We start from the raw sequence: 12,706 nt of genomic DNA, 5'->3' as shown, positions 1-12,706 counted from the left end.
AAAGTTGAAATGAACGGGGACACTGGGAGCGCCCAGACGCATCAATTTCAGGCCGAGGTGGCCGAACTGCTGAACCTGATGGTTCACTCGGTCTATTCCGAAACGGATGTCTTCCTTCGCGAATTGATCTCCAATGCCTCGGATGCCTGCGACAAGATCCGCTACGAAGCCATCGCCCGGCCCGAGCTGCTGGCGGGAGACGACAAGCTCGCCATCCGGCTGATCCCGGACAGCGCCGCCAAGACGCTGACCATCGCCGACAACGGCATCGGCATGGACCGCCAGGAGCTGATCGACAATCTCGGCACCGTGGCGCGGTCGGGGACCAAGGCGTTCCTGCAGGGGTTGAAGGACGCCAAGGAAGGGCTGGGGCTGATCGGCCAGTTCGGCGTCGGCTTCTACTCCGCCTTCATGGTGGCGGACCGGATCGAGGTCGTGAGCCACAAGGCCGGTACGTCCGAGACATGGGTATGGATTTCTGCGGGCGGGGCCGGCTACGAGGTCGCCGCTGCCAGCGACGAGCAGGCCAAGGCAGTGCCGCGCGGCACCCGGATCGTTCTCCATCTCAAGGAGGATGCGGCCCGCTACCTGCAGGCGTTCGAGCTGGAGCGCATCGTCCGCGCCTATTCCGATCATATCCTCTTTCCGATCGAGCTGGTCGACGACAAGGGCGAGGCGCGGCAGGTCAACGCCGCCAGCGCCCTGTGGCAGCGCGCGAAGTCCGAGGTCACGACGGAGGACTACACGCAGGCCTATCGCTCCATCGCGATGGCCTTCGACGAGCCGGCGTTGACGCTGCACTACAAGGTGGAAGGCCGGCAATCCTATGCGGTCCTGCTGTTCGTGCCGACGACGCCGCCGTTCGATCTGTCCGATCCGGCGCGCAAGGGCCGCGTGAAGCTCTATGTCCGGCGCGTCTTCATCACTGACGATGCCGATCTGTTGCCGGCCTATCTGCGGTTCGTGCGCGGCGTGGTCGACAGCGAGGACCTGCCGCTCAACCTGTCGCGCGAGATGCTGCAGAACAATCCGCAGGTGAAGCAGATCCGCAGCGGCCTGGCGACACGCGTGCTGAACGAGCTCGAAGGGCTCGCCACCAAGGACGCCGATGCCTTCGCCAAGGTATGGGGTGCCTTCGGTCCCATCGTGAAGGAAGGGCTGTACGAGGATCACGAGCGTCGCGCGCAGCTCCTGGCGCTGACGCGCTTCTCGACCACGGCAAGCGACACGCTGCGCTCGCTCAAGGAGTATGTCGCCGATCTGAAGCCGAACCAGACCGAGATCTATTATCTCGTCGGCGACAGCATCGATCGCCTCAAGTCCAATCCCAAGCTCGAGGCCGCGCGGGCGAGGGGAGTCGAGGTCCTGCTGCTGACCGATCCCATCGACGCGTTCTGGACGATGATGCCGCAGGAGTTCGAGGGCAAGCCGCTGAAGTCGCTGAGCCAGGGCGATCTCGATTTCGGACTGATCCCGCTGCTGGACGAGGCCGGCGCCAAGGAAGAGAAGCCTTCTTCCTCCGACGAGGATCAGGCGATCCTCACGGCGGTGAAGGAGGCGCTGGGCGATCAGATCTCCGAAGTGCGGGCGTCACAGCGCCTGACCGAGAGTGCGGCGTGCCTGGTCGCGAGCGCCCAGGGCCGCGACCGCGAGCTGGAGCGCCTGCTGGCGCGGCAGAATCGCGGCGGCGGCGCCAAGCCCATCCTCGAGCTCAACATGAAGCACGAGCTGGTGCGCATGCTGGCGACGGCCCAGAGCGCAGGCTGCGGCGATGACGTGAAGGACATCGCCGCCCTCCTGCTCGACCAGGCGCATATCCTCGATGGCGAGGTTCCGGCCGATCCGGCCGGCTTCGCCAAGCGCCTCAATGCGCTGATCGTGCGCGGCTTCCGGGCGGGCGCCTAGGCACGTCGTCCGGACCGAGCCGGCTATCGCTTCGCCAGACGCCCCAGGACCTCGGCAGTATGTTCGCCGAGCTTGGGTGCCGGCCGGGCCGAGCGCGGCCGATTGCGGTCGAACGAGATCGGCAGGCCAAGCACGCGCGGCCCGCCGTTGGGAAGGTCCTGCACCATCTCCGAGGCGGCGAGCTGCTCGGTTTCGGCAAGCTGCGGGATGTCGTTGACCCGGCTGCAGGGCACGCCCGCTTTCTCGAAGGCGGCGAGCCAGTGCTCGCGGCTCTTGGTCCGCATTACCGCCGCGATCAGCCCAACCAGCTCGGCGCGGTTCTCGACCCGGCGTGCACTGGTGGCATAGCGCGGGTCGGTGCCCCATTCGGCGTGCTCCAGCACCTTGGCCGCGCGCGCCCACAGGCGGTCGTTGCCGGCGGCGAGGCAGACCGGATGGTCGGTCGTATCGAACACCTGGTAGGGGACGATGGCGCCGGAGCCCGTGCCGTGACGTTTCGGCGGGATGCCGGTGGCGAGATAGGCATTGAGCTGGCCGTCGACCCAATGCACCGCGGAGTCGAACAGAGACGTATCGACGAGGCAGCCCTTGCCGGTGCGGTCACGCATCCGCAGCGCCGCCAGGGCGCCGATGGTGCAGAACATGCCGGTGGCCTTGTCGTTGATCGAGGCGCCGCAGAAGGTCGGCGGATCGTCCGGCCCGCCCGTCACGCTCAGCATGCCGCCATAGGCCTGCAGCAGCGGGTCGAAGCCCGGCTTCAGGCGCATCGGTCCCTTGTAGCCGAAGGCCCAGATCGAGCAGTAGATCAGCCGCGGATGCCGCTTCAGCATCGCCTCCGGCCCGATGCCGATCTCGTCGACCACGCCGGGACGCAGATTCTGGATCAGGATGTCGGCGTCCTCGCACAGCCGATGAAGGGCATCGATGTCGGCCGCGGACTTGAGGTCGAGGACGACCGACCGCTTGTTGCGGTTCTGGCTGTGGAAGTAGAGCGAGGTGACGCCGTCGGGCCCGAAGGGAGGGCCCCAGATGCGGGCGTCGTCGCCGCCGTCCGGCTTCTCGACCTTGATGACGTCCGCTCCCATGTCGGCCAGCAGCACGCCGGCCAGAGGTCCGGCCAGCGCCTGGCCCACTTCGATCACGCGAACTCCTTCGAGCGGTAAAGTCACTGCAGCCTCTTTTTTGATTCAGCCTCGGGCTCCGGGAAATCGGCAGCCGCTTCGATCCAGTAGGTACCGAGGCGCTTGCGCGAGGTAAAGCCGGGCCGATGCGCTGTGCGGCTGAGGGTGCCGCTCATATGCGCGGCCGCTGTCTTGCTCGGTCTGATGGGCCGGCATAGCCTGCTCGCTCGGCAGTAGACGCAGAGCGTCGAACTCAACCGATGCGTCTCCTGTACGACCAAGAGAGGAGACACCAGAATGAGACGGCAAGAAACGGCTTTGTCCAAAGCGTACCTTGTCGGTGCCGCCCTGGCGGTACTCGGCTGCGGCTCCCTGTCGGTCCAGGCCCAGGACCTCAAGCACTACGAGTCCAACGGCAAGGACTTCTGGATGCATCCGCCCGACGACTGGTTCCTGGGCGACGAAACCAAGGATCAGAAGGGGCTGACGCCCAACGCCGGCCAGCCCCTGCCGACGCCGGCGGCCGAGCTGGACAAGATCCTCGCCCGTATCAAGCTACCCGAGGGCTTCAAGATCAGCGTCTGGGCCGCCAACGTCCCGCAGGCGCGCCAGATGGCATGGGGGGACAAGGGCACGCTGTTCGTCGGCACCTTCGACAAGGGCACCGTCAGCGCCGTCACTGAGGTCAATGGCAAGCGCGTCGCCAAGCCGTTCATCACCGGGCTGCGCATGCCCACCGGTGTCGCCTTCATGGATCACGCGCTCTACGTCATCGATATCGACAAGCTCTACAAATACGACAATCCGGAAGCCAATCTCGAGAAGGCGCCGGAGGCCAGGGTGGTCTACGACGACATGCCACCCTATGTGCCGCATGGCTGGAAGTATCTGATTCCCGACGGCAAGGGCTGGCTCTACGTCCCGCTCGGACCGCCCTGTAACATCTGCCTGCCGCCGACCAGCGTGTCGCAGTATCGCCGGGTGAATCCGGCCAACGGGACGGCGGAGGTGGTGGCGCTCGGCATCCGCAACAGCGTCGGCGGCGCGGTCGATCCCCGCACCGGCGATCTGTGGTTCACGGAGAACGCGCGCGACTGGCTGGGCGACGACATTCCCAGCGACAAGCTCAACCATGTGACGCGCCTTGGCGAGCATTTCGGCTATCCCTATTGCCATCAGGGCGACGTCGTCGATCCGAAGTTCGGCATGGGCCACAAATGTTCCGAATTCACGCCGCCGGTGGTGAAGCTCGGCATGCATGTCGCGCCGCTCGGCATGAAGTTCTACACCGGCGACCAGTTCCCGGCCGAGTACAAGAACGGCATCTTCATCGCCGAGCACGGTTCGTGGAACCGGCACAAGAAGAACGGATACCGGATCAACTTCGTCTCCGTCAGTCCCGACGGCAAGCAGGCCAAGGACACTGTGTTTGCCGAGTCCTGGCTCGACGACCAGAAGATCCTCGGTCGGCCGGCGGACATCCTGCAGGCGCCCGACGGTTCGCTTCTGGTGGCCGACGATCAGGCCGGCGCCATCTACCAGATCAGCTATCACAAGTAGCGCGCGCCGATTGTCTCTCTGCCCACGCAACCTCGCGGGCGGAGAGACGTTTCTTCCAGCCGACCCACCCGGAAGCCGCTGGTCCAATGCCTCATTGGTCGATCCGTTCTCTGGCGGCTTCGATGGCTCTGCTGTCGACCATGGCTGTCGCCCGCGCCCAAGCCGCGGAGCCGCCGGCCGAGATCAAGGATCTCGTGGAGACATGCGCGGCCTGCCATGGGAAGGACGGTGTGTCCGTAACCGAGGGCGTGCCGTCGCTTGCTGCCCAGCCCGATGTCTTTATCCAGTATCAGCTGGTCTTCATTCGTGACGGCGGTCGGACGGTGGAGGCCATGCAGGAAATCGCCAAGAAGCTGACGGACGACAACATCCGCGATCTCGGCGCCTATTATGCTGCCCTGCCCGCGCCGCCGCCGATCGCGTCCGACGCTCATGTGGACGACGCGGCCGTGGCCGCACTGATCCAGCCGCGCCACTGCGACAGTTGCCACAAGTCGGATTTCTCCGGGCAAGGCGAGACGGCGCGGCTGGCCGGCCAACGGCCCGACTATCTCGTGAAGGCCTTGTCGGATTTTCGCGCCGCCAAGCGGCGCGGCCGCGGCATGGGCACGATGATGGAGGTCTCCGTCACACTGCGCGACGAGGACATTCGTATGATCGCAACCTATCTCGCCGGCAAACCTTGACACCCCGTTCGAATCGTCGACATGATCCAACATCCATTTCAGGGAGTGCCCCATGGCTTGGAAGACCCCGCGTATCGTCGAGATCGCCGTCGGAATGGAAATCAACTCTTACGCCTGCGCCGATCTGTAACCGTGACGGCCTGAAGGCCGTCGGCACGAGCGAGCGACGGTCACCATGAAGGCCGTCGTCCTGGGAGCAGCAGCGGGTGGCGGATTTCCACAATGGAATTCCAATGCCGTCGCCTGCCGCCGTGCGCGTGCCGGCGATGCGGCAGCGCGCCCTCGCATGCAAGCGTCGCTGGCTATCAGCGGCGATGGGCAGAGGTGGTTTGTGATCAATGCCTCGCCCGATCTGCGTCAGCAGATCGAGGCGCAACCTTTTATCCAGCCGCGCCAGGGGCTGCGGTCATCGCCGATCGAGGGCGTGATGCTTACGGGTGCCGACGTCGATGCCATCGCCGGTTTGTTGCATCTGCGCGAGCGACAGCCCTTCACGGTCTATGGCAGTGACCGCGTGCTCGCCGTTCTGGAGGCCAATCCGATTTTCGATGTGCTGGCGCGCGACTGCGTCCGCCGCGAGCGCGTGGCGCTGAATGCACCGTTCGAACCGCGTCATGTCGATGGGAGCGCCTGTGGGCTGGAGGTCGAGCTGTTCGATGTGCCCGGTAAAGTGGCGCTCTATCTCGAACGGGGATCGTCACCGGCGGACCTGCAAGGCGAGCCCGGGGACACGGTTGGTGTCGAGGTGCGGGCGAGGGGAGAGCGGCTCATCTACATCCCCGGTTGCGCTCAAGTGACAGAGCGCCTGAAGCAGCGTCTGGCCGGCGCATCCGTCGTTCTGTTCGATGGCACGCTGTGGGAGGACGACGAGATGATCCGCCTCGGTCTTGGCCCCAAGACGGGCGCGCGCATGGGCCACATGAGCGTGAGCGGAGATAAGGGAACGATGGCGGCGTTCCGCGACATTCCCGTTCGGCGCAAGATATTCGTGCACATCAACAACTCCAATCCGATCCTGCTCGACGACTCGGTCGAGCGGCGGCTCGTGATGAAGGCCGGATGGGAGGTTGCCTATGACGGCATGGAGGTGAGCCCATGAACGTCCATATCGATTCGACTGCGACCGACCGCGTTCTGGCTCCGGATGAACTCGAAGCGGCGCTGCGCGCTATCGGCGCCGAGCGCTATCACCATCTTCATCCCTTCCATCGCCTGCTGCATGCCGGCGCGCTCACGCGCGGACAGGTGCAGGCCTGGGCACTCAATCGCTACTACTATCAGGCGATGATTCCCATTAAGGATGCGCACGCCCTGACCAAGATGCCGGCTCCGGAGCTGCGTCGCGAATGGCGCCGTCGCATCATCGACCACGACGGCGATGGTCCCGGGACCGGCGGCATCGAGCGCTGGCTCAAGCTCGCCGAAGGGGTGGGACTCGACCGCTCCTATGTCCAGTCGACCGACGGGATCCTGCCGGGGACGCGCTTTGCCGTCGAAGCCTATGTGAACTTTGTCCGCGACCGGCTGATCCTTGAGGGCATTGCCTCGTCCCTTACCGAGATGTTCTCGCCTGGCATCATTGCCGATCGAGTCCGCGGCATGCTGGCTGGCTATGCCTTCATCACCGAGGAGACGCTGGCCTACTTCACGCCGCGCCTGACACAGGCGCCGCAGGATGTCGACTTCGCGCTGCGCTATGTGAAGGCGGAGGCGCGGACGGCGGCCGAGCAGGCGGCCGTCCTCGCCGCCTTGCGGTTCAAGTGCGATGTCCTGTGGGCGCAGCTCGATGCGCTCTACCTGGCCTATGTCGACCCCGGATTGATTCCTCCCGGCGCATTCGTTCCTGCAGCGGAATAGCCCGACATGGATCGGCTCGTCGTCTCCGCCGCTTCCATCCTGCGCCTGGCGCCGCACATCGTCTTCCGCTTCGATGAGACGCGGCAGCGCTGGATCATGATGGCGCCGGAGCGGTTGATGTTGCCGGACGAGCAGGCCGTCGAGATCCTGCAGCTGATGGACGGCCAGACGGGCGTGGGAACCATCATCGACACGCTCGCTGCCCGCTACAGCCAGGCGCCGCGCGAGCTGATTGCCCGCGACGTCACCGCCATGCTGCAGGACCTCGCCGACAAGGGAGTGCTCGCCGATGGCGTCACGGATTGAGCCGCCTCTCGCACTGCTTGCCGAAGTAACGCATCGCTGTCCGCTGCGTTGCCCCTATTGCTCGAACCCCATCGAGCTCGACCGCGCCAGCCACGAACTCCCGGAACAGGAATGGCGTCGGGTCCTGACGCAGGCGGCCGCGCTCGGCGTGCTGCAGGTGCATTTCTCGGGCGGGGAACCGATGGTGCGTCGCGATCTTGCCGCGCTGATCGGCGAAGCCAGTCGCTGCGGCCTTTACAGCAATCTCATCACGTCGGGCACGCTGGGCGGCGAGCGCGAACTTCAAACATTCGCCGCCGCGGGCTTGAAGCATGTCCAGCTGAGCTTCCAGGATTCCACCTCGAACGGCGGCGACCGCATTGCCGGCCTGCCGAGGGCGCACGAAAAGAAGATCGCGTTCGCGAAGGCGGTCAGGGCCGTGGGGCTCCCGCTGACGCTCAACGTGGTCGTCCATCGCCAGAACGTCGCCGGACTGGCGGAGATGATCGAGATGGCGGTGGCGCTGCAGGCGCGCCGCATCGAGATCGCCCACGTCCAGTATTATGGCTGGGCCTTGGCCAATCGCGGGGCCTTGTTGCCGACGCGGGAGCAGCTCGATGCCGCAACCGGCCTTGTCGAGACGACGCGCGAGCGGCTGAAGGGCGTGCTCACGATCGATTATGTGGTTCCCGATTACTACGCGGTGCGACCGAAATCCTGCATGAATGGATGGGGTCGGCAGTTCCTGAATGTCACCCCTGCCGGCAAGGTGGTGCCCTGTCACGCGGCTCAGACGATCGCGGACCTTGTCGTCCCGTCCGTGCGGGACGGCAGCCTGGCCGACATCTGGTACCATTCCGAGGCCTTCAATCGGTTTCGCGGTACCGGCTGGATGCCGGAGCCGTGCCGGAGCTGCGACCGGCGCGAGATCGATTGGGGCGGTTGCCGCTGTCAGGCCTTCCTCCTCGCCGGCGACGCCTCCCGGGCCGACCCCGTCTGTTCCCTCTCGCCCGACCATTCGATCATCGAGACGGCGCGACAAGAGGCGCAATCGCTCTCGCATGCCTTCGCCTATCGGCATTATGGCTAGGGCCGAGGGCGACACAGGCATTCGCTCACGGCCAATTCCTTCAAGGCGATGGCGAAGCAAAAACGCCTCCATCTCGATCGCAAATCGATGGACTCGTTTCATTGACCCTTTGCTGTCAGCGGGCCACCTTCAACCGCATGATCTTCCTGTCGTTCGACATCGTTTGCGGACCGCCGCCGTGTAGATCCTGCTGATCGCATAGGCCTTCAGCGCGCCGCTGATCGAGATCGCGGCCCACTATCGCTCCAGCACGACTTTTCGGAGAGAGACATGATTACCAGACGGCATCTGCTTGCTGCTGTGCCGGGAGCCTTGATTGCGGCCCCAGCGATTGCGCAACCGGCCAAGGCCAAAGAGCTGCGCTTCGGTTACCAGCGCAGCGGCACGCTGCTGATCGCCAAGCAGCAGGGCGTTCTGGAGAAGCGCCTGAACCCTCTCGGTGTCGACGTCAAATGGTCGGAGTTCTCGTTCGGTCCACCGCTTCTCGAGGCGCTGAATGTCGGGAGCCTCGACTACGGCGTCACAGGCGATGCGCCGCCGATCTTTGCCCAGGCCGCCAAGGCCAAGCTGCTCTACGTCGCCGCTGTCGAGGCGGGTGGCTCCGGCTCGGCCATTCTGGTGCCGCCGGGCTCGACGCTCCAGAACCTGGCTGACCTCAAGGGCAAGCGAGTAGGATTCGCGCGTGCCTCCAGCGCGCACAACCTCACGATTGCAGCCTTGGAGAAAGCGGGACTTTCCTGGAACGACATCGTTCCGGTGCAGCTCGCGCCGGCGGATGCGCGCACGGCCTTCGAGAACGGCGCACTGGATGCCTGGACGATCTGGGATCCGTACTTCGCCGTGGCGGAGACGCGCCCCGGCGTGCGGGTACTGGCGACGGCACAAGGCATCGCGAAGCAGAACGCGTTCTTTCTCGGCAACAGCGACTATACGCGGGCGAATCCGGAGGTCATTTCGGCGGTCAACGAGGAACTCGCCAAGGTGGCTACGTGGGCGGAGGCCAACCGCGATGCCGTTGCCCGCGTGCTGGTCGAGGCCACCGGTATTGATCTCGCGGTCTGGCAGCGGTCCGTGGCGCGCACGGAATATCGGATCGCTCCCCTCGACGAAGGCGTGATCGAGGAGCAGCAACGGGTCGCCGATCGCTTTCACAAGCTCGGGCTGATCCCGAACAAGATCGTCGTGCGCGACATCGTCTGGAAGTGGGAACCACGCACATGAGCGAGTCCCAGATCACTCTCGAGCAGCCAGCGGCCATGGACGTCCTTGGGGCGTCTGGACCTCGCCTGCGCCATACCGTGCGGCGGTTCCTGCACTCGAACTGGGCGAGCTGGCTCGTTCCGGCCGCGTTGCTGGCCCTGTGGCAGCTGGCGGCACAGCTCGGCGTTCTTCCTGCCAATGTGCTGCCGGCGCCGAGCGAGGTGGTCGCGGCGGCGTGGCGCCTGGGTGCCAACGGAGAGCTCGCGGCTCATATTGCCATAAGTGCCAAGCGGGCAGCCATCGGCCTTCTGATCGGCGGTGGTCTCGCGCTCGCGTTCGGCCTTGTGAACGGTGTGTCCAGGATCGGCGAAAGATTGACGGACACGACGTTCCAGATGATCCGGAACATTCCGAATCTCGCCATGGTGCCGCTGGTCATCCTCTGGTTTGGCATCGAGGACAGCGCGCGGATCTTCCTGGTGGCGCTCGGCGTGTTCTTCCCGATCTACATCAATACCTATCACGGCATCCGCAATGTCGATCCGCATCTCGTGGAGATGGGCAGATCCTACGGCATGAGCCGGTCGGAGCTTCTTGCGCGTGTCATTCTACCCGGCGCGCTGCCATCGATCTTCGTCGGCCTGCGATACGCGCTGGGCATCATGTGGCTGACCTTGATCGTTGCCGAAACGATCGCTGCCAATGCCGGCATCGGCTACATGGCCATGAGCGCTCGCGAGTTCATGCAGCTCGATGTCGTCGTCCTGTCCATCCTGCTCTACGCAGCCCTGGGCAAACTCGCCGACAGCGTCGCCCGGCTGCTCGAGCGTGCGACGTTGCAGTGGCATCCGGCTTTCCAGCGCGTGACCAAGGAGGGCTGACATGGTCGATGACATTCTCGTCCGGGCCTTGCTCGACGAACGGCTGCTGCCGATCGAGGAGCCGGAAGCCGATTTTCCCGAAACGCCGCCCGGCGGTGTGTCACTCACGGTGCGCGGTTTGACAAAGGCCTTTGGCAGTCATGCTGTTTTGCAGGGTGTCGACCTTCACGTTCGGTCGGGGGAATTCCTGTCCGTCATCGGCAAGAGCGGCAGCGGCAAGAGCACTTTGCTGCGCATCCTGGCGGGATTGGACGAACCCAATTCGGGAGACGTGCTGTTCGACTCTCTTCCCCGCGCGCACAGCTCCCATGTCGCGCGCCTGATGTTCCAGGAGCCGCGCCTGTTGCCTTGGGCGCGGGTCATCGACAATGTCGAGGTCGGGCTCGGCGATCGACGCTATGAGGCGGGCGCGGAACGACACGCCCTGGCGAAGCTTGCCGCCGTTGGACTGGAGAGCCGGGCGCGGGATTGGCCGTCGGTGTTGTCGGGAGGGCAGAAGCAGCGCGTGGCGCTGGCGCGCGCCCTGGCGAGCAGGCCGAACGTGCTGGCGCTCGATGAGCCTTTGGGGGCGCTCGATGCCTTGACTCGCATGGATATGCAGACCCTTGTCGAACAGGTCTGGCAGGAGCAGGGCTTCACGGCTGTCCTGGTGACCCATGACGTCACCGAGGCCATCGTGCTGGGCGATCGCGTCGTGCTGATCGAGGATGGCGTCGTGACGCTCGAACTCGATGTCGATCTACCGAGGCCGCGACGTCGCGGATCGCCGGAAATCGCGGCGCTGGAGGAGCAGGTGCTGCGCCGCCTGTTCAGCGATGCGGGATATGTGGCTCAAGGGAGTTCGTCATGAGCAAGGACGCCAATTTTCTCTGGTTTCTGCCGACGCACGGCGATGGCCGTTATCTCGGCACGACGATCGGTGCCCGTCCTGTCGATCTCGGCTATCTGCGTCAGATCGCACAGGCGGCGGATTCCCTCGGCTACTTCGGCGTCCTGCTGCCGACCGGCAAGTCCTGCGAGGATTCGTGGCTCGTCGCCTCGGCGCTGGCGCCGGTCACGGAACGGCTCCGCTATCTTGTGGCCGTGCGGCCCGGCCTTCTGTCGCCGACGCTCGCGGCACGCATGACAGCGACGCTCGACCGCCTGTCCGGCGGCCGGCTTCTGATCAATGTCGTTACTGGCGGCGATCCGTCGGAAAGCCGTTCCGAGGGGATCTTCCTCGACCACGACGAGCGCTATTCCGTAACCCGTGAATTCCTGGGTATCTATCGCCGCCTGCTGCGTGGCGAAGCCGTAACGCAGCAAGGCTCGCGGTTGCAGGTCGAGAACGCACAACTCGTGTTTCCGCCGGTCCAGGTCGGCGGTCCACAGATCTATTTCGGTGGCTCTTCGCCGGCCGGCATCGACGTCGCCACGGAACATGTCGACAAGTATCTCACCTGGGGCGAGCCCCCAGCCGAGGTCGCGGCAAAATTGGCGACGGTCTCCATCGCCGCCGCGCGCAAGGGACGGACAGTGAGTTTCGGTATCCGGCTGCACGTGATCGTGCGCGATACGAACGAGGAAGCCTGGGCGGCTGCAGAGTCGCTGATCAGCCATCTCGACGACAAGACGATCGCCAAGGCACAGAAGGCGTTTGCTGGCATGGACTCGGTGGGGCAGCGTCGAATGGCCGAGCTTCACAGCGGGCGGCGCGACCAGCTGGAGATCAGCCCGAACCTGTGGGCGGGAATTGGCCTGGTGCGCGGCGGTGCCGGGACGGCCCTCGTCGGTGATCCAAAGACCGTCGCCGCACGCATCGGCGAATATCAAGCCCTCGGAATCGATACATTCATCCTGTCCGGCTATCCGCATCTCGAGGAAGCGTATCGCTTTGCCGAGCTCGTCTTCCCCTTGCTCGATCGCGCGGATCGGCCGGAGGCTGCCAGGGCCGGAAGTGCACAGATCGGAGAGGTGGTCGCGAACGCGTTTCAACCGTCCACGGCGCGGTCCAGGGCGGCCTGATGGTCGGCAGAGGGGAATGAAAAAGGGACGCTGACCTTCTCGACTCCGTAACTGTTCCGACTTGTGCCTTGCTGTCGAGAAGGCTGGTCCTGGCGTCGGCTTTGGTGCTAACAGCAC

13 protein-coding genes are annotated in these 12,706 nt (G+C 65.0%); 12 read left to right on the top strand and 1 reads right to left on the bottom strand.

Going from position 1 to position 12,706, the window contains the following annotated elements; genetic code table 11:
• Positions 1-9: 9 nt before the first annotated feature.
• The gene (gene htpG, locus B5D62_RS12360) at positions 10-1,905 is read left to right on the top strand and encodes a molecular chaperone HtpG (protein WP_085934155.1); all 1,896 of its coding nucleotides are present in this window, start codon (positions 10-12) and stop codon (positions 1,903-1,905) included.
• 23 nt (positions 1,906-1,928) lie between these two features.
• Here the strand turns inward: htpG and B5D62_RS12355 are convergent, their stop codons facing one another.
• Positions 1,929-3,074, bottom strand: a complete 1,146-nt coding sequence (locus tag B5D62_RS12355; protein ID WP_085934154.1) for a CaiB/BaiF CoA transferase family protein — start codon at positions 3,072-3,074, stop codon at positions 1,929-1,931.
• 249 nt (positions 3,075-3,323) lie between these two features.
• On the opposite strand from B5D62_RS12355, the gene B5D62_RS12350 reads away from it, so the two are divergent.
• From B5D62_RS12350 to ssuD, 11 genes are all read left to right on the top strand, one after another.
• Positions 3,324-4,586, top strand: a complete 1,263-nt coding sequence (locus tag B5D62_RS12350) for a PQQ-dependent sugar dehydrogenase (protein WP_085934153.1) — start codon at positions 3,324-3,326, stop codon at positions 4,584-4,586.
• 122 nt (positions 4,587-4,708) lie between these two features.
• Positions 4,709-5,272, top strand: a complete 564-nt coding sequence (locus tag B5D62_RS12345) for a c-type cytochrome (protein WP_170920905.1) — start codon at positions 4,709-4,711, stop codon at positions 5,270-5,272.
• Between the two features lie 52 nt (positions 5,273-5,324).
• Positions 5,325-5,402, top strand: coding sequence for a pyrroloquinoline quinone precursor peptide PqqA (pqqA, locus tag B5D62_RS12340; protein ID WP_085934747.1), 78 nt, complete (start codon positions 5,325-5,327; stop codon positions 5,400-5,402).
• 45 nt (positions 5,403-5,447) lie between these two features.
• Complete coding sequence (pqqB, locus tag B5D62_RS12335; protein WP_085934151.1) at positions 5,448-6,371, top strand: pyrroloquinoline quinone biosynthesis protein PqqB; 924 nt, start codon at positions 5,448-5,450, stop codon at positions 6,369-6,371.
• Positions 6,368-7,129, top strand: coding sequence for a pyrroloquinoline-quinone synthase PqqC (gene pqqC, locus B5D62_RS12330; RefSeq protein ID WP_085934150.1), 762 nt, complete (start codon positions 6,368-6,370; stop codon positions 7,127-7,129). Before pqqB ends, pqqC begins: the two co-directional genes overlap by 4 nt.
• Positions 7,130-7,135: 6 nt before the next feature.
• A complete protein-coding gene (gene pqqD / locus B5D62_RS12325; RefSeq protein ID WP_085934149.1) occupies positions 7,136-7,435 on the top strand; it encodes a pyrroloquinoline quinone biosynthesis peptide chaperone PqqD in 300 nt (99 codons plus the stop codon).
• Positions 7,419-8,504: a pyrroloquinoline quinone biosynthesis protein PqqE gene (pqqE, locus tag B5D62_RS12320; RefSeq protein ID WP_085934148.1), complete on the top strand. Its 1,086-nt coding sequence runs from the start codon at positions 7,419-7,421 to the stop codon at positions 8,502-8,504. Before pqqD ends, pqqE begins: the two co-directional genes overlap by 17 nt.
• 270 nt (positions 8,505-8,774) lie before the next feature.
• A complete protein-coding gene (locus B5D62_RS12315) occupies positions 8,775-9,725 on the top strand; it encodes a sulfonate ABC transporter substrate-binding protein (protein ID WP_170920904.1) in 951 nt (316 codons plus the stop codon).
• A complete protein-coding gene (gene ssuC, locus B5D62_RS12310; RefSeq protein WP_218191042.1) occupies positions 9,722-10,585 on the top strand; it encodes an aliphatic sulfonate ABC transporter permease SsuC in 864 nt (287 codons plus the stop codon). The genes B5D62_RS12315 and ssuC overlap by 4 nt, the downstream gene beginning before the upstream one ends.
• Before the next feature lies 1 nt (position 10,586).
• Positions 10,587-11,435, top strand: coding sequence for an ATP-binding cassette domain-containing protein (locus tag B5D62_RS12305; RefSeq protein WP_085934147.1), 849 nt, complete (start codon positions 10,587-10,589; stop codon positions 11,433-11,435).
• The gene (gene ssuD / locus B5D62_RS12300) at positions 11,432-12,589 is read left to right on the top strand and encodes an FMNH2-dependent alkanesulfonate monooxygenase (RefSeq protein WP_085934146.1); all 1,158 of its coding nucleotides are present in this window, start codon (positions 11,432-11,434) and stop codon (positions 12,587-12,589) included. The genes B5D62_RS12305 and ssuD overlap by 4 nt, the downstream gene beginning before the upstream one ends.
• The last annotated feature ends 117 nt before the right edge of the window (positions 12,590-12,706 follow it).

Source organism: Enhydrobacter aerosaccus (assembly GCF_900167455.1).
In the GTDB taxonomy this organism is placed as follows: domain Bacteria; phylum Pseudomonadota; class Alphaproteobacteria; order Reyranellales; family Reyranellaceae; genus Reyranella; species Reyranella aerosaccus.
This window is presented reverse-complemented; position numbering and strand designations above follow the sequence as displayed.